A 23,924-nucleotide genomic window follows, 5' to 3' on the forward strand; every position below is an offset into this window, starting at 1 on the left:
GGCTCTCACCGGGCGGGACGCGGCGCGCGGAGTCGGGCGGCCCAGCGTTCGAGCATCCCGGCGAGCACCGTGCGGATCAGGTCGGCCGCCTTCATCGGCGGGACTTCGGTTCGCGGTTTGCTCACCGGCGGCGCGGCGGGCGCGGACACGGTGGGCGCGGGTTCGTCACCCTGTTCGATCCGCTCCCGCACCCGGGACGCGAGCTCGCCGACCATCCGGCCGGAGACGTCGGCCATGATGCCGCGGCCGAACTGGGCGAGCTTGCCCGAGATCGTCAGGTCGGTCTGAAGCACCACGTTCGCGCCGTCGCCGGCCGGGGTGACCCGCATGGTCGCCTTCGCCTTGGCCGTCCCGGAACCGCGGGTGTCCTTGCCGTCGGCCAGCAGCACCGCGGTGCGCGCGACGGCGTCGCGTTCGACCACCTTCGCGACACCCTGGTAAGCCGCCGTCACCGGGCCGACCTTGATCTTCACCTTGCCCCGGTAGGAGTCGTCACCCAGGTCCTCGGTCAGCTCGGCGCCCGGGAAACACGCGGCGACGTTGTGCGCGTCCTGCAGGAACCGGTACACCTCGTCCGGGTCGGCGGCGACCTCGAAGGAGTTCTCGATCAGCATCAGGAGACCTTCTTTTCGGCAACTGAGTCGGTGACTGAGGCGGCGGCGACCAGGGCGTCGACGATGCGGGCCGGGGTGACCGGCGCCCGGGTCACTCGCGCGCCGAGCGGGCGCAGCGCGTCCTCGACGGCGTTGGCGATCGCGGCGGGCGGCGGGACCGTGCCGCCCTCCCCCGCGCCCTTCGCGCCGAGCGGGTTGAGCGGGCTGGGCGATTCGATGTGGAACAGCTCCACCGGCGGCACCTCGGCCGAGGACACCAGCGCGTAGTCGAGGTAGCTGGTGGCCTGCGGAGTCGCTTCGTCGTCGTAGACGGCCTCTTCGTACATGGCGTTGCCGAGGCCGTGGGCGAACCCGCCGAGCACCTGGCCGTCGACGAGCAGCGGGTTGATCACGGTGCCGCAGTCGTGGCCGATGACGTACTTGAGGATGGTGATCTCGCCGGTCTCCGGATCGACCTCGACCAGCGCGGCGTGTGCGCCGCTGGCGTACGCGGCGCGTTCCGGCGAGAAGTAGCTCGCTGTTTCCAGACCGGCCGTGATGCCTCGCGGCAGCGTGATGCCGTGTTTGCCGATGTTGGCGACCTGCGCGAGCTGGTGCAGCGAAACGGACTTCTCGCGGTCGCCGCCCAGGCACGCGTGGTCGCCGTCGAAATCCACTTCGGACGCGTCGCAGCCGAGCAGGACCGCCGCCGTATCGAGCAGCCGGGCCCGCATCTGCTTGGCCGCGTCGAACACCGCGGGCCCGCAGGTCGCCGTGATGCGGGAGGCGAACGTGCCCTGGCCGAACGGGATCCGCGCGGTGTCACCGGTGGTGACCTCGATGTACTCCATGCCGAGCCCGAGGCCGTCGGCGGCGATCTGGGCGTAGATCGTCTCGTAACCCTGGCCTTGTCCAGCCGCGGCGAGCGTCACCAGGATGCGGCCGCGGTTGGTGACGCGGATCTTCGCGCCTTCGTACGGGCCGAGGCCGCAGCCTTCGACGTACACGGCGAGCCCGATGCCGACATATCGGCCTTCCTCGCGCAGCCTCGCCTGTTCGCGGCGGGCGTCCTCGTAGCCGATGCGCTCGAGCGCGCCTTCCAGCAGCGCCGGGAAGTTCCCGCTGTCGTAGGTCAGCGGGCTGCCGTCACGGAACATGATGCCGACCCGGTACGGGAACTCGTCGGCCTGGATCAGGTTGCGACGGCGCACTTCCGCGGGGTCGAGGCCGAGGTGCGCCGCGATCCGGTCCATCATGCGTTCCATCACGAACACCGCCTGCGGCCGGCCCGCGCCCCGCACCGACGAGGTCGGGACCATGTTGGTGTAACAGGCTCGCAGCTCGATGTCGATGTTCGGCACCTTGTACGGCCCGGGCACCGTCGACGTCGTGATCGACGGGACCTGCAGTCCGGCACAATACGCGCCCTGGTCGTGCTCGATCACGTCCTTGACCGCCAGCAGCCGCCCGTCGTCGTCGAAACCGACCTCGACGCGGTGCGTCTGCGACCGTTCCATCATCGCCGAGACGAAGTTCTCCTGCCGATCCTCGACCCACTTCACCGCGCGGCGCAGCCTCTTCGCGACCCACGGGATCACGACTTCTTCGCCGTAGAACTGAGCTTTGGGGCCGAACCCGCCGCCGACGTCGGGCGGGGCGATCACGCGCAGGTCGTCCTCGGCCATCTCGTAGATCATCGACAGCTGCTGGCGCGCGTAGTGCGGTGACTGCGTGGTGTCCCAGATGGTCAGCTGCCCGGTCGCCGGCTCGAAGCGTGCCGCCACGGCCCGCGGTTCCATCGAGTGGCCGCCGCCGCGCATCTGGTAGAACTCTTCGCTCAGCGTGTGCGGCGCGGTGCTCAACGCCGCCGCGGCGTCACCGGCGCTCTGGGTCAGCAGCACGGCCACATTGGACTCGTCGCCGCTGTGCGCGAGGGGGCCGCCGGGCCGCAGTGCGGCGGCGGTGGAGCCGACCGCGGGCAGCACCTCGTAGTCGACGTCGATCAGTTCCAGCGCGTCCTCGGCGACGTACCGCGACTCCGCGATGACCACGGCGAGCGGTTCGCCGACGTAGTGCAGTTCTTCCGGCGGCATCGGCAGCCGCGGGTAGTCGCGCAGCTGCGGGTGCAGCACCTTGGGTGCCAGGGGCTTCTGGATCTCCATGAGATCCGCGCCGGAGAACACCGCGACCACGCCGGGCAGCGCGCGGGCCTCGGTCGCGTCGAACGCCGTGATGCGGGCGTGCGCGTGCGGCGAGCGCAGGAACGCCGCCGCGAGGGCGTCGGGCAGATCGAGGTCGTCGAGGTACCGGCCGCGGCCGGTGAGCAGCCGCTCGTCCTCGCGGCGCGGGAGCCGGACGCCGATCATCTTTTCAGGCACCACGCTGTCCTTTCGCGACGTCCAAAACGGACTGGACGAGCCCGGTGTAGCCGGTGCAGCGGCAGATGTTCCCGCTCAGCACCTCGCGTGCCTCGGTCTCGTCGCGAACGGTGTCCTCGCGCAGCGCGGCGGTGACGCTCATCAGGAACCCGGGCGTGCAGAACCCGCACTGCAGGGCATGGTTGCGCTTGAACGCCTGCTGCAGGGGCGCCAGCTCGCCCTCTTCGGCGAGCCCTTCGACGGTCTCGAGCGCTGCGCCGTCGGCCTGGACGGCCAGCATCAGGCACGAGCGGGTCGCGGCGCCGTCGACGATGATCGTGCACGCCCCGCAGACGCCGTGCTCGCAGCCGAGGTGCGTGCCGGTGAGCCGCAGCTTCTCGCGCAGGAAGTCGGCCAGCGTCATGCGCGGGTCGACGGCCTCGTCGAAGGGCTCGCCGTTGACCGTGCCCCGGACCGGATGGGTGACTTCAGGCATCGGCTTTCTCCCGCTTGTGCTGGATGTCGGCGAGCGCGCGCTTGACCAGCACGCCGGTGAGCCGGGCGCGGTACGCCGCGCTCGCGTGGATGTCGCCGGTGGGGTCGACCTGGGCACGGGCGGTGGCCTCAGCGGCCGCGCCCAGGTCGGGTCCGAGGGGCTGCCCGATGACGAGCAGCTCGGTGTCGGTGAGCCGTTGCGGAGTCGGCGCCACTCCGGCCGCCGCGATCCGGCACGCCGTGACGACGCCGTCGTCCACTTCGCACACCACGGCGACACCGGCCAGTGCGAAGTCGCCGCGCCGGGTGGCGAACTCGCGGAACGCGGCGAACTGGTTCGCCCCCGGCCGGTCGACGCTCACCTCGAGGAGCAGTTCGTCCGGCTCCAGCGCGGTGGTGAGGTGGAACAGGAAGAAGTCCGCCGCGGACACGGTCCGGACGCCCCGGGCCGAGGCGAGGGTGAACCGCGCGTCCAGCACGGTGAGCACGCTCGGCAGCTCGGCCGCCGGGTCGGCGTGGGCCAGGCTGCCGCAGATGGTGCCGCGGTTGCGGATCTGCGGGTGCGCGACCTGGTGCAGGGCTTCGGTGAGCACCGGCAGCAGCCGGGCGGCCTCGGGTGAGCGTTCGAGCTGCCGCTGCCGGACCAGGGCCGGGATGGTGACCGTGCGTTCCCCGAACGCCGGCCTCCCCCACTGCGACCCGATGCGGTTGATGTCGACGAGGTGGTCGATGTGGGCCAGGCGGAAGTTGAGCATCGGCATCAGGCTCTGGCCGCCGGCCAGGACCTTGGCCTCGTCGCCGTGTTCGCGCAGCAGCTCCAGTGCTTCGTCGAGCTCGCGGGGCGCGTGGTAGGTGAAGCGGGCGGGTTTCATCGGGTCTCCGTGACGTGCCGCAGGTGCCGCCGGACGCGGCCGGCCAGCAGGGGGCGTTCGATGAGCGACAGGTGCCGCAGGTCGGGCAGGATCTCGAGCTCGGCGCCGCCGATGCCGTCGGCGAGCGCGCGCGCCATCGCCGGCGGGGTCGCGTAGTCGTGCCGTCCGACCAGCACCAGCGTCGGCGCGGTGACCGCGGGCAACAGCGGCCGGGAGTCCATCGCACCCATGGCGATCGACGCCGCGGCGTGGGCTTCGCTGTTGGTGCGCAGGAAGATCTTGACCACCCGGTCGGCCTCTTCCGGATGCCGGTCGAGGAACTCCGGGGAGAACCAGCGGTCGAGCTGAAAGGTCACCTGTTTCGCCCGCGGCACGGCGACCGCCTTCTCGGCGCGTTCGGCCCAGGTGGTGACGGCGTCTTCGCCGTACCAGGCCGTGGTGTCGGCCAGCACCAGCGAGCGGACACGATCGGGGTACCGCCCCGCGAAGTTCACCGAGACGCTGCCGCCCATCGACAGGCCGAGCAGGCTCGCCGAGGGCAGGTCGAGCGCGTCGAGGGTGCGCGCGACGTCGTCGGCGAGGTCCTCGATGCTGAACGGCTTGCCGTCCCACGCGCTGTCGCCGTGCCCGCGCAGGTCGAAGGTGAAGACCTGGAACTCGTCGGCCAGCGCCTCGACAAGCGGGGTCCACAGTTCGCCCGAGAGCGCCAGCGGGTGCAGCAGGACCAGCGGCTCCCCCGCGCCCCGGCGGCGGACGGCCAAGGGCTTGCTCATGCGGGCCTCCGGAAGAGCGAGTCGGCGTTGGTGTGCAGGATCGCTTCGACTCCCTTGTCGTCGAGCCCGCTTTCGCGGACCGTCCGCACCGGCTCGGGGTCACCGAGCGCAAACGGGTAGTCGCTGCCGAGCAGCACCTTGCCCGGGTCAACGAGCCCGGCCAGGAAGCCGATCGACGGGCCGGACAGCCCGACCGTGTCGTAGTGGAAGTCGCGCAGGTACGCGGACGGCTTCTCGCGCTGCAGCTCCCCGGCGAAGGCTTCCTTGGTGCGGTAACCGCCGTCGAGCCGGTGCGCCTGGTACGGCAGGAACCCGCCGCCGTGCACCAGGACCAGCCGGAGGCCGGGGTGCCGGTCGAGGACCCCGGCCAGGATGATCTTGGTGATCGCCACCGTGTTGTCGATCAGCCGGCCGTGGACGTTGCCCATCGTGCCCAGCGAAGCGAGGTCGCCGGACGGCCCGCACGTCGGCGGGTGCAGCACGACCGGGATGCCCTCGGCCGCCGCCAGCGTCCACAGTGGAGCAAATGACGGCTCGTGCGGGGCCGGGCCGGCAGGCGGGTCGGTGTTCAGGATCAGCCCGGCGAACTCCGGGCGTTTCCAGGCTTCCAGGAGGTCCTCGGCGGCCTGGTCACCGTCGTCGGTGGCCACCGAAGCGAGGGCGACGGTGCCGTCCGCCGACTCCGCCATCGCGTCGTTGACCGTGCGCGCCCAGTCCCGGGCGCGCGCCGGGTTCAGCGCAGCCGACTGGATGTCCAGCCACGGCGAGAGGATCTGCCGCGTGACGCCGGCCTGCCGCTGCCAGGCCGCGCGGGGCGCGGCTTCGGTCATCCGCGCGCCGATCGGCCGGGTTTCGCCGGCGCCGGGCACCGCGACCACCCAGCCCGCGTCGGTGCGCCGCGCCGAGAAACCCGTGACGGGGGTCTTTTCCAGCGCGGTCAGCAGCGAGCGCGGCACGATGTGCGCGTGTGTGTCGAGGACTTCCGTCCGACTCACCTCCACCGGTCGGGTTGGTGCCCTGACGCTAAGCCGGGGCCTCGCGGGTCACCAGCGCGCTTTCCTGGCAGCAGGCGTAAGGAGAACTGACAGCCGGGGTCTCGCTTCCGGCGGGCGTTCGTGCTGCGATGGCGGGACGAGTCCACAGAGGAAAGGTGACGGCCGTGACGGAGACCCGGAACGTGGTCGTGGCGATCACCGGCGCCAGCGGAGCGTGCCTGGGCGTGCGCATCCTGCAACTCCTGCGTGAACGGCCGGAGTTCCGCACGCACCTGGTGCTGTCCAAGGCCGGGATCCTCACCCTGCGCCACGAATGCGACCTCACGGTGGCCGACGTCCGCGCGCTCGCCGACGTCACCTACCGGCCGGGTGAGATCGGCGCGACCATCGCGTCCGGTTCGTTCCCGGTCGCGGCGATGCTGGTGGCGCCGTGCTCGGTGAAGACGCTCTCGGCGATCGCCACCGGGTACACCGACGACCTGGTCAGCCGGGCCGCCGACGTCTGCCTCAAGGAGGGCCGGCCGCTGCTGCTGATGGTCCGCGAAACGCCGTTGCACCTCGGGCACCTGCGGTCGATGGTCGCGGTGACCGAGGCCGGGGCGATCGTCGCGCCGCCGGTGCCGGCGTTCTACCCGCGGCCGCAGACCGTCGGTGACCTCGTCGACTACACGGCTCGCCGCGCGCTGGCCCGGGTGGGACTATGGGAGCTGGCGCCCGAACCGTGGGACGGCGAGCTGACCAGGGCCGATCCGACCGAGCTGCTGGGGCGGTGACGAAAGGGACCGGAGTGCTGGAAGCGCGGCGGCTGCAGATCTTCTCCGCGGTGGCCGAGCACGGCTCGTTCACCGCGGCGGCCGAGGCCCTGTTCATGACGCATTCCGCCGTCTCGCAGCAGATGGCGCTGCTGGAGCGGCAGCTGGGCGTGCCGCTGATGATCCGCGGGCCGCGCGGGATCGAGCTCACCGAAGCGGGCAAGCTGCTGTCCGAGCGCAGCACCGGGCTGCTGGGCACGATCGCCCACATCGAGCAGGAGATGTCGGACCTCAAGGCGCAGCACGCGTCGGTGCGCCTCGGCGCGTTCCCGACGGCCGGCGCCGACCTCATCCCCCGCGTCGTGCGCGAGTACCAGCGCCGGTATCCCGAGACGAAGATCGTGCTGAGGTCGGCGCACGCGTCCGACATGACGGCGGCCCTGCGCGACGGCTCGATCCACCTCGGCCTGGTCTGGGACTACGACTTCGACCCGCGGTCGGTGCCCGCCGACGTCGAGTGGGTCCACCTGGCCGACGACCCGCTGAGCGTGCTGGTGCCCCTCGATCACCCGGTCGCCGGGGAGTCCGAAGTGGAGCTGCGCGAGCTGGCCGGCGAGACGTGGGTGGTGCGCAGCCACCGGCCGCCGTACGACGAGGCGTTCACGACGTTGTGCCGGTTGTCCGGTTTCGAGCCGAGGATCGGGTTCGCGACCGAGGACTACCTGTCGGTGCAGGGCCTGGTCGCCGCCGGGATCGGCATCGGCGCGGCCCCGCGGCTCGCCCTGGTGGCGCAGCGCCCCGACGTCGTCGCGGTGCCGATCGCCGGGCCCGCGCCCCGGCGGCGGATCGCGGCCGTGCGCCTGCTGGAGGCGAGTCATCCCCCCGCCGCGCGGCAGATGCTGGAAGTATTGCGGGTGGTAGCGACCACCGACCCGGAGGATCACGCGTGACCGAACCGCCCGACGTCCTGCGCCGCATGCTGCTCGACGGGCGCGCGGACGTCTCGCTGGTCGACCGCATCGTCGAGGACCTGGCCCGCCGCATCATCGACGGCTCGCTCCCCCCGGGCGCGGACGTCAACTCCGTCGACCTGGCCCGCCGCTTCAGCACGTCGCGCACACCGGTGCGCGAGGCGCTGCTGACGTTGCAGCGCGAAGGTCTGGTCGACATCCCGGCCCGGCGCCGGCCGCGGGTCGCGCCGGTGACGCTGTCCCAGGCGCGGGAGCTGTACGAGATCCGGGCTTCGCTGCATGCGCTGGTGAGCGAGCTGATCGTGGCGGGTTCTCCGGATCTCTCGGTGCTCGCCACCTGGCAGGCGCACCTGCGTGACGATGCTGCCCGCGGTGACGTTGACGCGTATTTCTGGCACAACGTCTCGTTCCGGCAGGCGGAGGCGGAGGTGGCGGGCAATCGGCAGCTGACGCGGTTGCTGAGTTCGCTCGGCCTGCGGACGTTGCAGCTGCGGCACGTGAGTTTGTCGTTGCCGGGGCGGTTGGATCGTTCGGTGGCGGACCACGAACGGCTGCTGTCCGCGTATGCCGACGGGGATGCGCCGCTGGCGGTGGCGTTGACGCGGTCGATCATCATGACCGGGCTGCGGTCGATCGAGGCTTCCGGGTGGTCAGGGCTCGAAGTGGCGGACGAGGCGTAACGGATGACCGGCGCGCGGCGACTGGGACGAATGTCCGCGTGTTGCCATCGCAACCACCCGCAGAGCCCGGGCCTCGCGCCCGGTGCACCGGAGGAATCATGTCTCCAAACCAGGCCTGGCCCGGCGACCTCGTGCTTCTCCTCCCCCAATGAGTCGCGGTTGGCAGCACACGTCGGTGGTGTACATCCTCGACAAGCCCGTTTGGCTGGGTCGGTCGAAGTGGGTCTGGAAGTGGTACGACCCGACCAAAGAAGATTTTGTTCCGGTCCAGCCGCAACCGAAAAACCCGATGGATCTCTTGAACGGGTTCGGCCGCCAAGGCTGGGAGCTCGTGACCATCACCGTACTGCCTGCGAAAACTGTCAGAAATGCGGGCGAACCAGACTCCGAAGTGCCTGCACAGTTCACCTGGTACTTCAAACGCCCGATCCCGGAGTGATTTACACCCCGCCCGAACGCTCGATCGCCCGGTAACCCCGCATCACCAGCGACCGGCTCACCGCCGCCGCCAGACCGGCGTCCCGGTCCGCGTACGCGTTCACCAGCCTCTCGTGGTCCGCCACCGAATGCAGCAGCCGACCCGGCAACGACAGGCTCAAATGCCGGAACCGGTGCATCTGCAGGCCCAGCGAACTCAACCGCCGCTGCAGCTCGCCGTTCTTCGACAAACTCGCCTCCGCATTGCGGAATCCCACGTTGTGCCAGAAGTACGCATCCACGTCGCCGCCGGAAGCGTCCGCCGAAAGCAGACCCTGCCACCGGCGCAATCCGAAAATCTCCTCGTCCGACGCCCGCGCCACCAGCAGCTCGCTCACCAGTGCGTAAAGCGAAGCCCGGATCTCGTAGATCTCCCGCACCTGCGCCATGTCCACCGGGGACACGTACGGCCGCCGGCGTGGCGGGATGATCACCAGGGACTCGCGTTCCAGCAGCAGCAACGCTTCCCGCACCGGTGTCCGCGACGTGCTGAACCGGCGGGCCAGCTCGGCCGAGTTCACCTCGTGCCCGGGCGGCAGCCGGCCCTCGACGATGCCGATCGCGACCTCCTGGAAGATCGTGAACGCCAGTGAGGAGCTGCCCTCCACCCCGCGCAGTGCGGTGAAGAGCAGCTCCCGCCGCAGGTCCGGCAGGTCCACCGCCGTCACTAACCGAGCACCTCGGGCCAGCGCCGGCTCACGTCGGCGATCAACGACGGGCTCGACTCGGCCACCGCCGGGAAGTCGCCCAGCCGCTCGAACGGGCGGCACGCGTCGATGATCGCGCGGCTGTTGAACGCCACCGCGACGGGCAGCGTCAGCGGGTCGACGCGGCTGCCCCACGTCCGCTTCATCACTTCGATGTCGAGTGACGGGTCGGTCCGCCCGCACATCGCCCAGACGACCTCGCCCAGGTCACGCGGGTTGACGTCGTGGTCGACGACCACCGTGAACCGGTTCATGTACGCCGCGCTCGGCAGCTGCGAAGTGAGGTACGCGGCCTGGCGCGCGTGCCCCGCGTAACGCTGTTCGATCGCCACGATCAGCAGCGACCGCCCGCCGCCCGCCTCGTGCGCCCAGACGCCCCGCAGCCCCGGCAGGCCGGTCTTGCGCAGGGAGTCTGTGATGATCGCGGACTTCATCACCGTGCGCATGTACGAGTAGTCGTGTGGCGGCTTGCCCGGCGGGGCGCCGAGCAGGATCGGGTTGTCGCGGTGGTACACCTTTTCGACGTCGATGGTCAGGATCGGGTCGCGCGAGCCGGAGTAGTAGCCGGTCCACTCGCCGAACGGGCCTTCCGGGCGCTTGTGGTCCGGGCGCACCCAGCCTTCGATCGCGATCTCGGCGTCGTGCGGCAGCGGCAGCCCGGTCGCGAGCCCGGCGATCGTGTGCACCGGGGCGCCGGCCATCGCGCCGACGTAGTCGTACTCCGAGACGTCACCGGGCACCTCGACGCCGGCCGCCACCAGGTACGCCGGGTGGTGTCCCAGCGACGCGGCGATCGGCGCGCGTCCCTCGGCCTCGAACCAGCGGCGCAGGTGCTGGGCGCCGTGCTTGCCCGCTTCGATGTTGACGCTCACCGCGCGGCCGTCGTCCTGCACCTGCATCCGGTACGCGCCCAGGTTGATCCGGCCGGTGTCGTAGTCGCGGGTGACGACCGCGCAGCCGGTGCCGATGTAGCGGCCGCCGTCACCTTCGTGCCAGCGCGGCACCGGGAACTTCAGCAGGTCGACCTCGTCGTCCACATGGGACAGCAAGGGGCCGTCCGACACTGTCTCCGCGCGGAAGTCGCCCGAGCGCGAGATCCACTCCCCCGGCTTGACGGCGAGCTTCTCGACGAGGTCCTCGTCGGTGTTGTCCCAGCCGAGGCCGAGCACCGAGCCGAGCAGCCGCGGGTTGCTGACCGAGCCGGACAGCACGCGCAGGCCGGACGCGTAGTCCTTGATCCCGTCGAACATCAGGGCCTTGGGGTGCGGACGCCGGTAGTTGACCTGGGACAGCGCGCCGATCTCCAGCTCCCAGTGCGCGCCTTCGACGGTCTGCACCTCCCCGGCTGCCTCGGCTTCGGCCAGCCATTTCCGCAGGTCGGTCATACCGGAGTCCTTCGTGAGGTCTGGCGGAGGTGGCCGATGGCCGCCTCGGCGGTGAGCACGTCCGCGTACTTCTGGTCCAGGTCGAACAGGCTGAGCCAGTGCGAGGCCTCGAACCGGTCGAAACAGCAGTCGCCGACCACGCCGACCCGGTAGCCCCGGGTGCAGGCGTCGACGACGGTGGAGCGCACGCACCCGCTGGTGGCCTCGCCGGCCACCAGCAGGGTGTCGTGCCCGCCCGCTCGGAGGATGGTGTCGAGCGGGGTACCGTGGAAGCAGCTGGGGCCGATCTTCTCCAGGACGATGTCGCCGGCCCACGGCTCCACTTCGGACACGATCGCGTTCGGATCCACAGTGGACTTCGGGCGGAGGGCCGAGCCCGGCTTCCGGTTCCACCGGCCGTACCGCGGCGGCGTCGCGTGGAAGTAGATCACCGGCGCCCCGGCGCCCCGGCGTCCCGGGCCGCGCGCAGCAGCGGGACGGTCCGGTCGACGGCGGCCCAGCCGTCACCGCCGCAGGCGCTGGGCCACTCCCCGACCGCGTCCAAGATGTCCTGGCGGGGCAGGCCTAGCGCCGCGTAGTACAGGTCGACGACCACCACGGCCGGGCTGGCACCAAGCCCGAACGGGCGCCGCTTCGCCCACGACGTCGCCGTCAGCAGCGCGCGGTCCCGTTCGGTCAGGTACTTCGTCCACTCGGCTTCGAAGTTCATGACGTGGTGAAGCTGTTGTCGATGTACTTCGTGATGTCGGCCGGCGGTGCCGTCTTGGCGTTCTCCGCGGCTTCGTCGAAGGCCTGCTTGATCACCTTTTCGTCCACCACCGGGGTCTTCGCCCAGACGTCGAGGAAGAAGTCGTAGGCGTAGGCGGCGAGTTCGGTGCTCTGCACCCCGCTGTACTTCTGGATGCTCTTCACCGTCTCGTTCTTGTGGCCGCGGATGTACTGCAGCGCCTCGGCTTCCGCCGCGACGAACCGCTTGACGACCTCGCGGTTGTTCTGCAGGTACTTCGACTGCACGGTGTAGGCCCCGAGCGGGAACGGCATGTTCGACAGCGCGGCGAGCCGGTGCGCGCCCTTGTTCCGGCTCTCGGTGCCGTTGGGCGGCTGGGTGAGGATCGCCGACACCGCGCCGCTGCCCAGCGCCGCCACTTCGGCCGGGACCCCCTTGACGAACACCGCCGTGACGTCCTCGCGTTTGAGGCCGTTCGCCTCCAGCAGCGCGGTCAGCCCGAAGTCGCTTTCCGACCCGGGTGAGGTGATCGCGACCTTCTTGCCCTTGAGCTCGGCGACCGACTTGACGTCCGGGCTGGCCCACATCTCCAGGTTGTAGTGCGGCTCGGACATGGCCACGTACTTGAGGTCCGCGCCCTTCATGATGGCCGCCGCCGTGTCGGCCGCGACGCCGACACCGACCTGGACGCTGTTGCTGGCCAGCCCGGCGACCAGCTGCGAGCTGTCGTTGAGCCGGGTGAGCTTCACGTTCAGGCCGTGCTTGGCGAAGATGCCGTAGTCCTGGGCGGTGTAGAGGTCGGAGTAGCCGGCGCCGAGCGCGGTGTAGCCGATGGTGACCGGCAGCGCGCCGCTCGCGTCGGCGGAGACGGTGCCGCCCGCGCCACCGCTGCACGCGGTGAGGCCGAGCAGGAGACTGGCGGCCAGGAATGTGCCCCGGAGTTTCATTGTGCACCTGCCCAGTGGGTGAAACGGCGTTCGACGAGCCGGACGGCCCAGTTCAGGACCAGGGCGAGCACGGCGAGGATGACGATCCCGGCCATCGCCGAGTCCATGTTGAAGTTCGAGGTCTGCGTCTGGACGAAGTAGCCGAGGCCCTGGCTGGCCAGGAACAGCTCGGCGACGATCGCGCCGACCAGCGCGCGGCCGACGGCCAGCCGCACGCCCGCGAGGATGTACGGCAGCGTCGCGGGCAACGCGATGGTGTAGAAGAACTTCAGCCGCGGTGTGCAGAACACCGTCGCGACGCGGGTGTAGTCGCTGTCGAGGTTCCGGACACCCGCGGTGATGTTGATGATCAGCGGCAGGATCGCCGCCCACACGATGACGATCACGCGGGAGGTGTTGTCGATGCCGAACCAGAAGATGATGATCGGCAGGAACATCACGTACGGCACCGAGTAGAGGATGTTGACCATCGGCTCGGTCATGTCGTGCAGGACCCTGCTGCGGCCCAGGACGAGCCCGACCGGGATGCCGAGGACGAACGTGATGCCCAGGCCCCACAGCAGTTCCAGGCCGGTCGCGCCGAGCGCCGGGTAGATCTCGCCGCTGCCGAACAGCTTCCCTTCGGCCGCGGCGATGCGCAGCGGGTTGCTGCTGAAGGAGACGTCGACGAGGCCGAACGCCGTGGCGAGCTGCCACAGCACCAGGACGATCAGGATGCCGGCCGCGCCGAGCAGGCCGCTACGGTGTCGCTGCACCCAGGCGGAGTTCGCCGGTCGTGCCGGCGGTGGTGTGGTCGGTGTTGTGCGCGGGAGTGACGCTGTGGTCATGGTTCGGCTCCGAGGCGGGGACGGGTTCGTGGTGGAGGGCCGAGAGGATCTTGTCGCCGTAGGCCAGGAACTCGGCGCTGCGGCGCCAGGCGGCGTCCCGCGGGCGGGGCACGTCGATGACAACCTCGAGCGCGACGTGCGCGGGTGACGGGGAGAAGACGAGCACGCGGTCGGCGAGCAGCACGGCCTCGTTGACGTCGTGGGTCACGAACATCGCGGTCTTCTTCGTGCCGACGGCGCCCGCCTGCCAGATCCGCAGCAGCTCGTCCTGCAGGTTCTCGCGGGTCTGCGCGTCGAGCGCGCCGAAGGGCTCGTCGAGCAGCAGCAGCGTCGGGTCGGTGGCCAGGGCGCGCGCCAGGTTGACGCGCTGCTTCATCCCGCCGGACAGCTCGTGCGGGTACTTCTTCGCGACCTTCGCGAGCCCGACGATCTCGAGCAGGTCTTCGGCCCGTTTCCGGGCCTCCGCGGTGAGCCTGCCCTGCACCTGGGGTCCGAAGAGGACGTTGTCGAGGACGGTCCGCCACGGGTAGAGCGAGGCGTGCTGGAACACCAGCGACCGCTCCGGCCCGGGCCCGGTGATCGGGCGGCCGCCCAGCTCCAGGAAGCCGCCGGCAACCGGGACGAGCCCGGCGACGGCCTCGAGGAAGGTGGTTTTGCCGCAGCCGCTCGGCCCGACGATGACCACGAACTCCTCGTCGCGGATCTGCAGGTTCAGGTCCAGGCACGCGGTGGAGAACGCGCCGCCGCGCCGGGCCTTGTGCCCGAGCAGCAGGTCCCGCGCGTCCAGGCAGACGTTCGGATCGGACATCAGCGCGTCCTCGCCTGGTCCGGGGATTCTGGGTTGTTCACTACCGCTCCTCCTTGCCGATGGCTGCACTGCGGATCGCAAGGTGTCGACACTTCGGGAGAGTCTGCGGCTGTGACCGAGGTGATGTCAAGGAGTCGGAATCGAACAAGAAGAGTTTTGACGTCAACTGTCGACACTAGCCACTTCGCCACGGCGCTCACGCACAAGATCGCCGGGCGGTTTCTGTCGGTGGCCCTCGCTCGCTTTCCGCGCGCTCTGCGCGATCCTCGGCCGCGCGGGCAGCCACGGGCACCTCGTCGAGCTGTGTGAACGGCGGCTCGCGTCGTGGCCCGACGGAAACGCGCGAAGCACCATGGTCCTGGCTCGCGGCGTTGCACGCGGGCACTCGCAGCCGGGCCGCGGCTCGCGCGGTCACTGGCGAAGCCGGGGCACATCGGCACGACCGGCCCGCCGTTCCTGGATCCCCGGAAGCACCCGCAGGTCCGCACGATCCGTCACGTCGACCTCGGCTGGTTCGCCCGGGAACCGCTCGCGGCGGTCGTCCGGGACCTGCCGCGGTGGGAGAAACCTGCGCTCACTGCGCGTCGGTGTCCTCACGCCGATGGACGCCGCGCTCATCGCGGACTTCGCGGCCGCTCCCGACCTCGTCCGCCGTTCCGCCCACCGCCGGACGGGTCCGCCGGCGCTCAGCCGACGGGCTGCTCCGCCGGTTCCGGCTTCGGGCTCAGCACACCCGCGAACGCCGCCGCGAGCACGCACAGCACCACCGGCACCACGAACGTCACGTTCAGCGGCATCCACCGGGTCAGCCCGCCGATCAGCGCCGGCCCCGCCAACAGGCCCACGTAACCCAGCCCGACGACCCGGGCCATCAGCGCGCCCGACGCCCGGGTGTCCAGGTTGCCCGCCGCCGTGAACAGCTGCGGGACGCCGCCCGAGAGACCCAGCCCGAACAGTGCCCAGCCCACCAGTGACAGCGGCACCCACGGCGCCGCCGCGGCGATCGACAGGCCGACCGCCGCCAGTGCCGCGCCGTAGCGGACGATCGCCGCCGGGCCGGCCCAGGCCGCGACGCGGTCGGTCAGGAAGCGGCCCGTCGTCATCGCCACCGCGAACGCGCCGTACGCGAAGGCCGCCGTCGACGGCGAGGTGCCCAGCACCTTTTCCATGTGCAGCGCGGCCCAGTCGTTCGCCACGCCCTCCGACAGCATCAGCGCCAGCGCCAGCCCGCCGAGCAGCCAGACCACGCGACCCGGCGTCCGGCGGCGTGCAACCGGCTCCGCTTCGGCCGGGGAGTCCGAGGCCTCGGCGGGTGCGTCGGACGGCTCCATCAGGAACCGCGCGGACACCAGCGAAAGCAGCACACACAGCAGGCCGGTACAAGTGAGCGTGACGCCGGTGGGCACGCCGGCGCCGAGCGTCGCCGCGCCGATGACCGCGGCGAACGCGCCGCCGATCGACCACATCGCGTGGAAGGCCGCCATGATCGGGCGCGGGTAGGCCCGCTCCACCACCACGGCGTGCGCGTTCATGCCGACGTCGATCGCGCCGTTGCCGAAGCCGAAGAGGGCGAGCGCGAGCCCGAGCGTCCACCAGGAGTTCGCGAACCCCGGCGCGCACAGGGCGAGGCCGAGGAACACCCCGGCCGCCGGGACCAGCTTGCGGTGCCCGAGCCGGTCGACGAGCGGGCCGGAGATCTGCATGCCGGCGAACGCCGCGCCGCCGAGCACCAGCAGCAGCGCGCCCAGGGTGCTGTGCGAGATGCCGGTCGCGCGCTCGACGCTCGGGATGTGCACCACCCACATGCCCATCCCGAACCCGTTGAGGGCGAAGAACATGAAGGTCGCGAACCGGGCGGCACGCGGGCGGGGTGGGGCGGTGGTCATCGGCTCTCCGTGGGGGTGGGGACGGCGACGTGCACGAGCACGCCACGTTCGGCGAGGGCCGCGCGCTGGTCCTCGGGCGCGCCCGGGTCGGTGATCACTACGTCCGCGCGATCGGCGGGACAGACGTGGGCGAGCGCGGCACGGCCCCACTTGGCGCCGTCGGCGAGCACGATCGCCCGGGCCGCGACGGCCAGGGCCTGCTGCTTGACTTCGGCGTCGCCGAGGTCGAACGCGGTGAGGCCGGCGTCGAGGCCGAACGCGCACGGGCTCAGCACGGCGACGTCGAACCGCAGGGCGCGCAACGACGCCAGGGTCAGCGGGCCGACGAGGGCCTGCTCCCCCGGCCGCGGCTCACCACCCGGCAGCAGCAGCCGCACGCCCGGCGCGTCGGCCAGCTCGCGGGCCGCGTGCAGGGACAGCGGCATCACGGTGACCGCGCGCCCGCGCAGCAGCCGGGCCAGCTCCAGGGCGGTGGTGCCGCTGTCGAGGATGATCGTTTCGCCGTCGTGGATCAGCTCCGCCGCCGCGGCCGCGATGGCCCGCTTCGCAGCGGTCGCGGCCGTCGCGCGAGCCGCGAAGGGCGGCTCGATCCCGGACGGCGACGCCACCACGGCGCCCCCGTGCACCCGCCGCAGCACGCCGCTCGCGGCCAGGTGGTCGAGGTCGCGGCGCACGGTCATCTCCGACGCGCCGGTCGCCTCGGCCAGCTCGGCGACGGCCACCTGGTCGAAGTCCCGCAACCGCTCGACGATGATCCGCTGGCGTTCCGCGCTCTTCACTCGGCGATGCTCGCAAGCCGCCCGCATTCGCACAACTGATTTGTTCGTCCGCTCACGTGACTTGTGCGAAATCCCGCTGCGGCATGATGGTGCCGTGCACGCCGCCGAGACCACCACAACCCCGTGACCGGGGGCTACCTGAAGGGCCGGATCCGCCGCGAGGACATCATCACGGCGGCGGCCGCGGCCTACGGCGAGCTCGGTTACCAGGGCTCGTCGCTGCGGGAGATCGCCAAGCGCGTCGGGATCTCCCACGCCGGCCTCCTGTACTACTTCCCCACCAAGGAAGCCCTGCTCGCCGCGGTGCTCGAGCGGCGCGACGCCGAGGACTCCGAGCGCGAGCAGCTGACGGTGCAGCCCGGCCTCGACGTCCTGCGCCACTTCGTCGCGCTCGCCGAGCACAACGTCCGCCACCCCGGCATCGTCGACCTCTACTCCCGGCTGGCCGCCGAAGCCGTCACCGCGGACCACCCGGCGCACGCGTACTTCGAGCGCCACTACCGGGCCGCGCGCGACGGCGTCCACGAGTCCTTCGAGGTCTTGTCGGCCCGCGGTGAGCTGCGAGAGGGTGTCGAGCCCGGGATGGCCGCGCTGACGTTCATCGCGCTGATGGACGGCCTGCAGGTGCAGTGGCTGACCGTCCCCGGCGACGTGGACCTGGTCGGCTCGCTGCGCTTCTACCTGCAGAACCTGCTCACCGTCCCGCTCTAGAGGGTCTTCGCATACGGGTCCCAGGCCGCCGGCAGCGCGGGCGGCACCTCGACGCTGCTGGTGACCTCCACGGTCTGCCCGCGGGTCAGGGACTCCTCGATCGCCAGCATCGTGTCGAGCACGTGGTAGGCGAGCTCGCCGGACGCGCGTTCCGGCACGCCCGCGCGGATCGCCCGGGCCAGTTCCAGCGCGCCGGTGCCGCGAGACGCCGTGTGGCCGTGTGCCGTCAGCTCTTCCGGCTCCTCCTGCCCGAGCAGGTGCAGCACGGTCGGCCCGTCGAAGCGGTTGGGGTCCGGGAGCACGGCGGTGCCGAGCGTCCCGGTCAGCTCGACGAACCCGGTCCGCTTGAGGGCCGAGTCGAAGCTGAGCACCAGCTGGGCCGAGCCGCCCGCCTCGAACTCGACGAGCGCGGTGACCGTGGTCGGCACCGTCACCGGGAACTCCGTGCCGGCGCGCGGCCCGGACCCGATGACCCGGGTTTCGCGGGCCCGGCCGCCCGCGCCGGTGACGCGCCGGACCGGGCCCAGCAGCTGCACCAGCGTGGTCAGGTAGTACGGGCCCATGTCGAGCAGCGGCCCGCCGCCGGCCTGGAACAGGAACTCCGGCGCCGGGTGCCAGCTCTCCGGGCCGGGCACCTGGAACAGCGCGAGCGCGGTGAGCGGCTGCCCGATCCGGCCCGCGTCCAGCGCCTGGCGGGCGGTCTGCAGCCCGGCGCCGAGGACGGTGTCGGGCGCGCTGGCCACCCTCAGGCTCTTCTCCCGTGCGCGATCGAGGAGCTTGCGGCCGGTCTGGCGGTCGAGCGCCAGGGGTTTCTCCGCCCAGACATGCTTGCCCGCTTCGAGAGCGGCGAGCCCGACGTCGACGTGGGACGCCGGGATGGTCAGGTTGACCACGATCTCGATCTCGGGGTCGTCGAGCAGCTCGGGGACCGTGCCCGCGTGCGGGACGCCGAACTTCTCCGCCTGTGCCGCGGCGCGGCCGGTGTCGAGGTCGGCGATCCGCAGCACGCGGACGTCCGGGAAGCTCGTGAGGTTCTCGAGGTAGGTGCCGCTGATGACGCCGGCGCCGACGAGCCCGACGCCGACCGGGCCGCCGGTCACCGGCCGGCGCCGGTCAGGAAGGCGTGGCTGGCGGTGACGGCCTCGAAGAGGTCGCCGTCGTAGGCGTCGAACTCGATCACGCGCAGGGCGTCCGGCGCGGCCGCGAGGACCTCGGCGATCGGCACCTGCCCCTGTCCGGCCGGGACCTGGCCGGAGGCGTCGGTGGCGAGGCCGCCGTCCTTGACGTGGATCGCGCGGACGCGTTCGCCGAGCCGGCCGAGCAGCGCGGGGGCGTCCTCACCGCCGGCGGTGGCCCAGTAGGTGTCGACCTCGAGCGCGACGGCGGGGTCCAGCTGGTCCGCGAACACCTCGAAGGCGCTGCGGCCGTCGATCCGGGACTCCAGCTCCCACCAGTGGTTGTGGTAGCCGACTCCGACACCGTGCTCGGCCGCGACCTTCGCCGCGGCGTTGAGGGCGTCGGCGGTCGCGGCGATGTCGGCCGGGTCCTGCCACTGCTCGGGCTTGACGAGCGGGTCGATCACCAGGCCGATGCCCAGCTCGGCCGCGGCGGCGAACACCGCGGGCTGGTCGGCGCCGATCAGCCGGGCGTGCGCGGTCGGGGCGGTCAGGCCGTTGGCGGGCAGGCCCGCACGCAGGGCCTCGACGTTCTCGACGACGCCGTACGGCTCGACCTGGGTGAAGCCGATCGCGGCGAGCCGCCGCAGGGTGTCGGCGGGATCGGCCGCGAAGGCGTCGCGGACCGAGTACAGCTGCACGGAAACACTCATCCCCAGCTCCTGAGGTCACGGTGGCACGGCCCTCAATTTCTACCACTTGGTCAAAATTGACACCAGGGGTTTCGGGGCCGGTCCACCGGACGGCGGTAGCGGCGTGCCAGAGCTCACGACCCGAGGGGTTTTGGCGAGCGTCCGGTGGGGCAGTAACGCAAGGAAGGGCGCGGGCCAGGCCGATCCGGGAGGTGCCGGTAGTGGACAGGGCAGGGGACGAAGTGGACACGGGAGCCGTCGGGCACCCGGCGTCCCGTCGCGACCTGACGGAACTGTCCGAGGCCGCGCGGGACCTCGACCGCCGCATCGAGCAGCACCTCGAGCGGCTGCGCCGCGAACGTCCCGACCACGCCTGGGACGACATCCCGGACCAGCGGCTCCGGCCGAGCGGCTGACCTCGGGTTCACCCCCCGGACGCGACCTACTACGCTCGGTGGTGCCACGCCGCCCGCCGAAGTCCCTGCGAGGTCGCCATGTCCGACACCCCGTCCGCGCTGTCCCCCAGCCAGAAGCCGGTGGGGGTCGATCCCGACCGGCCGAGCATCGCGCGGATCTACGACGGGTTCCTCGGCGGCAACAACTTCTACGAAGTCGACCGCGTGGTGATGGAGAAGATCCGCACGGCGGTCCCGGAAGCGGTGGACATCGCCCGCGGCAACCGCGGCTTCCACAACCGCGCGCTGCGGATGCTCGCGAGCCAGACCAAGATCCGCCAGTTCGTCGACTGCGGCTCGGGCCTGCCGACCGCGGAGAACACGCACCAGATCGTCCAGCGCATCGACAAGGACACCAACGTCGTCTACATCGACAACGACCCGGTGGTCCTCGCGCACGGCCGCGCCCTGCTCGCCGAGAACGACTTCACGCACATGGTCGAGGCCGACATCTTCGAACCGCAGCAGGTCCTGGGCAACCAGGAAGTGCTGCAGCACATCGACTTCTCCGAACCGGTCGCCCTGCTGCACGTCGGCACGATGCACCACTTCGAGGGTGACGGCGTGGTCGACATCATGCGCGAGTACATCGACGCGCTGGCCCCGGGCTCCTATGTGGTGCTGTCGCACTTCTTCGACCCCGAGGTGCCGGAGCTGACGGAGATCGCCAAGCGCATCGAGCAGATCCTGGTCCAGGGACCGCTCGGCGCGGGCCGGTTCCGGACGCGCACGGAGATCGAAGCGATGCTGGCGGGCCTGGAGTTCGTCCAGCCGAACGCGACGTCGCAGCCGGGCCTGGCGGTGTGTGACGAGTGGTGGCCGGACGGCCCGCGGCTGACCCCGCTCAGCAACTCGGCGCGGTGCGTGGCGGGGATCGTCGGCCGCAAGCCGTAACGCCGGTTTTGTCCGGCTGCGGCGGCGCGCGGCGGTAGCGCCGATGTCCCGTGCCCGGCCATCAGGAGTGGACCGCCGCTACCGCAGCCGCCAGAGGTGGTCCGCGGTGCCGGAGTCCGCGAACTGCACCACCTGCGCGCTGTCCGCCGTCGACATCCGGTCCACGCCCAGCACCTTGCCCGAATTGCGGTTCACGATCCGGAACCAGCCGCTGCCGTTGTCGCGCAGGCGCCAGTCGTGGTCGGCCGAGCCGTTGTCCGCGAACTGGACCACCAGCGCACTGTCCGCAGTGGACATCCCCGCGATCCCCAGGACCTTGCCCGAGTTGACGTTGCGGATCCGGAACGACCCGTCCGCCGCGGGCGAGAAAGTCCACAAGTGGTCGGCCGTCCCGTTGTCGGCGAACTGCACCACGCGCGCGCTGTCCGCGGTGGACATCTGGTCCACCCCGAGCACCTTGGCCGAGTTTCGGTTCTCGATCCGGACCTGACCGTCCGGCACCAGCAGCCACACGTGGTCCGCGGTGCCCGAGTCCGCGAACTGCACCACCTGCGCACTGTCCGCAGTGGACATTCCGGCGACGCCCAGCACCTTGCCGGAGTTGCGGTTCTTCAGCCGCCACCAGCCGTCGCCGTTGTCGAGCAGCTGCCACAGGTGGTCCGCGGTGCCGTTGTCGGTGAACTGGACCACCGAGGCGCCGTCCGCAGTGGACATCAGGTCGACCCCGAGCACCTTGCCGGAGTGGTGGTTGCGGATCCGGTACCAGCCGTCGCCGTTCGGGACGAGGTGCCAGACGTGGTCGTCCGTGCCGCTGTCGGCGAACTGCACCACCCGCGCACTGTCCGCGGTGGACATCCGGTCCACCCCCAGCACCTTGCCGGAGTTGCGGTTCACGATCCGGAACCCCGCCCCGCCGCCGCCCGGCGACCACGGGTGCCCGTCCGGCGAGGCCGTCGGGAACGACGTCACGCGCAGACGGGCCGCACCCATCGGGATCAGCGTGACCGTCTCCACCGGCGCCTCACTGCGCGCGGGTGACGGCTGCAGCGGCATGACGACGTTCTGGTCGTCCGTGGTCCATTCGGCGATCTTCCGCGCGGGCGCGGTGATCTTCACCGGAACCGCGTCCGGGGTGAACGGATTCGCCGGCAGCGCGCCACCGGCCGCGGAGAAGGTCAGCGCCGCACCGGGGGTCAGCCCGTAGTTCCACGCCGTGGTCGGGTGCACCGCGTACTCGGGGAACTGCGCGGTCCCGCCGAGCTGCTCGTAGCGCTCCCCGATCTTCAGCGAATACGTCAGCGGGCCGTGGTCGACCGAAACGGAGTCGTGGTTGGCCGTCCACGTGCGCAACGACGTCTTCTGCGGCAGCGTCAGCGTGACGACGTCGCCGTCGGTCCAGGTTCGGGAGACCTTGACGAACGTCGGCCCGGCCGCCGCCGTCACCGGCGCGCCCGCCACCATCAGCCGCGGCGCCGCACACCACGCCGGGATCCGGAAGTACAGCGGGAAAGCCAGGCTGCGCGGCGTCCGAACGGTGAAGGTGACCTGCTCGGAGAACGGGTACGTCGTGTCCTCGGTGATCGTCACCGAGGTGCCGTCCGCGACCTTCGCCGTGACGCTGCTGGCCGCGTACATCGCCGCCGCGAGCCCGTTGTCCGGGGTGGCCAGCCAGAGTTCTTCGGTGAAGTACGGCCAGCCCATGCCGTAGTTGTGCGGGCAGCAGCGGTACTGGTCGACGCCCGGCAGGTAGGCCTGCATCGCAAAGCCGTTCTGGAACTGGCCTTCGCTCTTGGGCACGTTGTCGAGGTCGACGCCGTTCGCGCTGGTGATGTAGTGCACCGCGCGCCCGGCCGGGTCGAGCGCGGCCGGCAGGGAGTTGAAGGCCAGGTCCTCGCAGCGGTCGGCCCACACCGGGTCGCCGGTCAGCCGGGTGAGCAGCTGGTGGCTCGCCATGAACTCGACGATCCCGCAGGTCTCGAAACCCTGCCGCGGGTCGCCGAAGCCGGGCCGCGCGTTCTCGTCCCCGGCGAACCCGCCGCCGGCGAACTGGCCGTAGGCCGCCATCACGGTGTTGTAGTCGGAGTAGGTGGCTTGGGTGAGTGCCGCCGAGCCACTGCGCAGCGCGTACTGCGCCGGCTCCCGGAACCCCTGGGCGATGTTGACGTTGTGCAGGCTCGGCAGATTGCCGACCCAGTTGGCGCCGTAGGCGTGGATCTTGTCGGCGAGGTCGAGCAGGAACGGGTCGCCGGTGCGGTTGAACAGCCAGAAGACGCTGTCGAGCCCGTCACCCCAGCGGACGGACACCCAGCTGGAGTCGAACGCGCTCTTGCCCTGCGCGTTCATGTAGCGGAGGAACCGGGTGAGGAATCCGATGACGCGGGTGTCGCCGGTGTACTCCTGCCAGGACCGCAGCGCCTGCAGCAGCGGCAGGTACGGCCAGAAGTCGGGGCCGTTGTTCAACGCCGTGCGCAGCGTGGTGGGCCCGAAGAAGCCGTCGGACTGCTGGGTGGCCAGGATCGCGTCGATCCAGCGGCGAGCCGTGGCCAGGGCCGTCGCATCGCCGGTCACCGCGGCGAGGTCGACGTAACCGCGCAGCCAGTACGGCACTTCTTCCCAGCCGCCGCGCTCCGGGTGGACCCAGCCGCTGGTGGCGAAGTCGAGGAAGTGCGACGTTTCGGCGTAGTGCCCGCAGAGCCCGTCGAGCTGCAGCCGCAGCTGCCCGGCCAGCCAGCCCCAGGCGGTGACCGCGCCGGGCGGGAGCTTGAGGAAGGCGGCGGGCTTCAGCGGCGCCGCGTTCGGCGTGTAGAGGCCGCCGGCCGCGGGGGCGACCCGGCGGCCGCGGAGCACGGCGGCCCCGGCTCCCTGGGTGTTCGCCCCGGTCAGCAAGGTGGCGGCAACGGCTCCGGTGACGAACTGCCTGCGGCTCAGCGACACGGGTATCAGCCTCCGCGAGTCCTTACAACGTTGTAAAAGCAGTCTTACCCGGTGGATACAACGTTGTAAATCCGCCGTTCGCCGGAGACCCG

25 protein-coding genes are annotated in these 23,924 nt (G+C 71.2%); 7 read left to right on the plus strand and 18 right to left on the minus strand.

The window, feature by feature from the left end; all coding sequences use genetic code 11:
* Positions 1-5: 5 nt before the first annotated feature.
* The 6 genes from ACIA5G_RS34385 to ACIA5G_RS34410 are packed head-to-tail and all read right to left on the minus strand — an operon-like array spanning position 6 to position 6,085.
* Positions 6-614 carry an SRPBCC family protein gene (locus tag ACIA5G_RS34385; RefSeq protein ID WP_395930854.1) on the minus strand — a complete coding sequence of 203 codons (609 nt, stop codon included), beginning with the start codon at positions 612-614 and terminating at the stop codon, positions 6-8.
* Positions 614-2,971: a xanthine dehydrogenase family protein molybdopterin-binding subunit gene (locus ACIA5G_RS34390; protein WP_395930856.1), complete on the minus strand. Its 2,358-nt coding sequence runs from the start codon at positions 2,969-2,971 to the stop codon at positions 614-616. The genes ACIA5G_RS34385 and ACIA5G_RS34390 overlap by 1 nt, the downstream gene beginning before the upstream one ends.
* Positions 2,964-3,446: a (2Fe-2S)-binding protein gene (locus ACIA5G_RS34395; RefSeq protein WP_395930858.1), complete on the minus strand. Its 483-nt coding sequence runs from the start codon at positions 3,444-3,446 to the stop codon at positions 2,964-2,966. Before ACIA5G_RS34395 ends, ACIA5G_RS34390 begins: the two co-directional genes overlap by 8 nt.
* Positions 3,439-4,317 (minus strand): FAD binding domain-containing protein, encoded by an 879-nt coding sequence (locus ACIA5G_RS34400; RefSeq protein WP_395930860.1) that lies wholly within the window; start codon positions 4,315-4,317, stop codon positions 3,439-3,441. Before ACIA5G_RS34400 ends, ACIA5G_RS34395 begins: the two co-directional genes overlap by 8 nt.
* The gene (locus ACIA5G_RS34405) at positions 4,314-5,090 is read right to left on the minus strand and encodes an alpha/beta fold hydrolase (RefSeq protein ID WP_395930862.1); all 777 of its coding nucleotides are present in this window, start codon (positions 5,088-5,090) and stop codon (positions 4,314-4,316) included. Before ACIA5G_RS34405 ends, ACIA5G_RS34400 begins: the two co-directional genes overlap by 4 nt.
* Entirely contained in the window at positions 5,087-6,085 is a 999-nt protein-coding gene (locus ACIA5G_RS34410; protein ID WP_395930864.1) for an amidohydrolase family protein, read from the minus strand. Before ACIA5G_RS34410 ends, ACIA5G_RS34405 begins: the two co-directional genes overlap by 4 nt.
* A 164-nt stretch (positions 6,086-6,249) precedes the next feature.
* On the opposite strand from ACIA5G_RS34410, the gene ACIA5G_RS34415 reads away from it, so the two are divergent.
* From ACIA5G_RS34415 to ACIA5G_RS34430, 4 genes are all read left to right on the plus strand, one after another.
* The gene (locus tag ACIA5G_RS34415) at positions 6,250-6,858 is read left to right on the plus strand and encodes a UbiX family flavin prenyltransferase (RefSeq protein WP_395930866.1); all 609 of its coding nucleotides are present in this window, start codon (positions 6,250-6,252) and stop codon (positions 6,856-6,858) included.
* A complete protein-coding gene (locus ACIA5G_RS34420; RefSeq protein ID WP_395930868.1) occupies positions 6,855-7,787 on the plus strand; it encodes a LysR family transcriptional regulator in 933 nt (310 codons plus the stop codon). Before ACIA5G_RS34415 ends, ACIA5G_RS34420 begins: the two co-directional genes overlap by 4 nt.
* The gene (locus ACIA5G_RS34425; RefSeq protein WP_395930870.1) at positions 7,784-8,488 is read left to right on the plus strand and encodes a GntR family transcriptional regulator; all 705 of its coding nucleotides are present in this window, start codon (positions 7,784-7,786) and stop codon (positions 8,486-8,488) included. Before ACIA5G_RS34420 ends, ACIA5G_RS34425 begins: the two co-directional genes overlap by 4 nt.
* 178 nt (positions 8,489-8,666) lie before the next feature.
* Positions 8,667-8,927 carry a hypothetical protein gene (locus tag ACIA5G_RS34430; RefSeq protein ID WP_395930872.1) on the plus strand — a complete coding sequence of 87 codons (261 nt, stop codon included), beginning with the start codon at positions 8,667-8,669 and terminating at the stop codon, positions 8,925-8,927.
* A 1-nt stretch (position 8,928) separates the two neighbouring features.
* On the opposite strand, the gene ACIA5G_RS34435 is transcribed toward ACIA5G_RS34430, so the two are convergent.
* The 9 genes from ACIA5G_RS34435 to ACIA5G_RS34475 form a co-directional block, all read right to left on the minus strand.
* Entirely contained in the window at positions 8,929-9,633 is a 705-nt protein-coding gene (locus ACIA5G_RS34435) for a GntR family transcriptional regulator (protein WP_395930874.1), read from the minus strand.
* The gene (locus ACIA5G_RS34440) at positions 9,633-11,057 is read right to left on the minus strand and encodes a UbiD family decarboxylase (RefSeq protein ID WP_395930876.1); all 1,425 of its coding nucleotides are present in this window, start codon (positions 11,055-11,057) and stop codon (positions 9,633-9,635) included. Before ACIA5G_RS34440 ends, ACIA5G_RS34435 begins: the two co-directional genes overlap by 1 nt.
* Positions 11,054-11,488: an isochorismatase family protein gene (locus tag ACIA5G_RS34445; protein WP_395930878.1), complete on the minus strand. Its 435-nt coding sequence runs from the start codon at positions 11,486-11,488 to the stop codon at positions 11,054-11,056. Before ACIA5G_RS34445 ends, ACIA5G_RS34440 begins: the two co-directional genes overlap by 4 nt.
* On the minus strand, positions 11,485-11,766 hold the full coding sequence (locus tag ACIA5G_RS34450; protein ID WP_395930880.1) for a hypothetical protein: 282 nt from the start codon (positions 11,764-11,766) through the stop codon (positions 11,485-11,487). The genes ACIA5G_RS34445 and ACIA5G_RS34450 overlap by 4 nt, the downstream gene beginning before the upstream one ends.
* Entirely contained in the window at positions 11,763-12,731 is a 969-nt protein-coding gene (locus ACIA5G_RS34455) for an ABC transporter substrate-binding protein (RefSeq protein ID WP_395930882.1), read from the minus strand. The genes ACIA5G_RS34450 and ACIA5G_RS34455 overlap by 4 nt, the downstream gene beginning before the upstream one ends.
* A complete protein-coding gene (locus ACIA5G_RS34460) occupies positions 12,728-13,486 on the minus strand; it encodes an ABC transporter permease (protein ID WP_395930884.1) in 759 nt (252 codons plus the stop codon). The genes ACIA5G_RS34455 and ACIA5G_RS34460 overlap by 4 nt, the downstream gene beginning before the upstream one ends.
* Positions 13,470-14,366 (minus strand): ABC transporter ATP-binding protein, encoded by an 897-nt coding sequence (locus ACIA5G_RS34465; RefSeq protein ID WP_395930886.1) that lies wholly within the window; start codon positions 14,364-14,366, stop codon positions 13,470-13,472. The genes ACIA5G_RS34460 and ACIA5G_RS34465 overlap by 17 nt, the downstream gene beginning before the upstream one ends.
* A 686-nt stretch (positions 14,367-15,052) precedes the next feature.
* Positions 15,053-16,252: an MFS transporter gene (locus ACIA5G_RS34470; RefSeq protein ID WP_395930888.1), complete on the minus strand. Its 1,200-nt coding sequence runs from the start codon at positions 16,250-16,252 to the stop codon at positions 15,053-15,055.
* A complete protein-coding gene (locus ACIA5G_RS34475) occupies positions 16,249-17,031 on the minus strand; it encodes a DeoR/GlpR family DNA-binding transcription regulator (RefSeq protein ID WP_395930890.1) in 783 nt (260 codons plus the stop codon). The genes ACIA5G_RS34470 and ACIA5G_RS34475 overlap by 4 nt, the downstream gene beginning before the upstream one ends.
* A 123-nt stretch (positions 17,032-17,154) precedes the next feature.
* Between ACIA5G_RS34475 and ACIA5G_RS34480 the strand changes: the two genes are divergently transcribed.
* Positions 17,155-17,742: a TetR/AcrR family transcriptional regulator gene (locus ACIA5G_RS34480; protein WP_395930892.1), complete on the plus strand. Its 588-nt coding sequence runs from the start codon at positions 17,155-17,157 to the stop codon at positions 17,740-17,742.
* On the opposite strand, the gene ACIA5G_RS34485 is transcribed toward ACIA5G_RS34480, so the two are convergent.
* Entirely contained in the window at positions 17,739-18,842 is a 1,104-nt protein-coding gene (locus ACIA5G_RS34485) for a Gfo/Idh/MocA family protein (RefSeq protein ID WP_395930894.1), read from the minus strand. The genes ACIA5G_RS34480 and ACIA5G_RS34485 overlap by 4 nt on opposite strands.
* Entirely contained in the window at positions 18,839-19,570 is a 732-nt protein-coding gene (locus ACIA5G_RS34490; RefSeq protein ID WP_395930896.1) for a sugar phosphate isomerase/epimerase family protein, read from the minus strand. Before ACIA5G_RS34490 ends, ACIA5G_RS34485 begins: the two co-directional genes overlap by 4 nt.
* Positions 19,571-19,770: 200 nt before the next feature.
* On the opposite strand from ACIA5G_RS34490, the gene ACIA5G_RS34495 reads away from it, so the two are divergent.
* Both ACIA5G_RS34495 and ACIA5G_RS34500 read left to right on the plus strand, forming a co-directional pair.
* A complete protein-coding gene (locus ACIA5G_RS34495) occupies positions 19,771-19,965 on the plus strand; it encodes a hypothetical protein (RefSeq protein ID WP_395930898.1) in 195 nt (64 codons plus the stop codon).
* Between the two features lie 78 nt (positions 19,966-20,043).
* Complete coding sequence (locus ACIA5G_RS34500) at positions 20,044-20,898, plus strand: SAM-dependent methyltransferase (RefSeq protein WP_395930900.1); 855 nt, start codon at positions 20,044-20,046, stop codon at positions 20,896-20,898.
* A 78-nt stretch (positions 20,899-20,976) separates the two neighbouring features.
* Here ACIA5G_RS34500 and ACIA5G_RS34505 read toward each other — a convergent pair whose 3' ends face one another.
* Positions 20,977-23,832 (minus strand): RICIN domain-containing protein, encoded by a 2,856-nt coding sequence (locus tag ACIA5G_RS34505; RefSeq protein ID WP_395930902.1) that lies wholly within the window; start codon positions 23,830-23,832, stop codon positions 20,977-20,979.
* Positions 23,833-23,924: the final 92 nt, after the last annotated feature.

Source organism: Amycolatopsis sp. NPDC051758 (genome assembly GCF_044453095.1).
Classification (GTDB): Bacteria; Actinomycetota; Actinomycetes; order Mycobacteriales; family Pseudonocardiaceae; genus Amycolatopsis.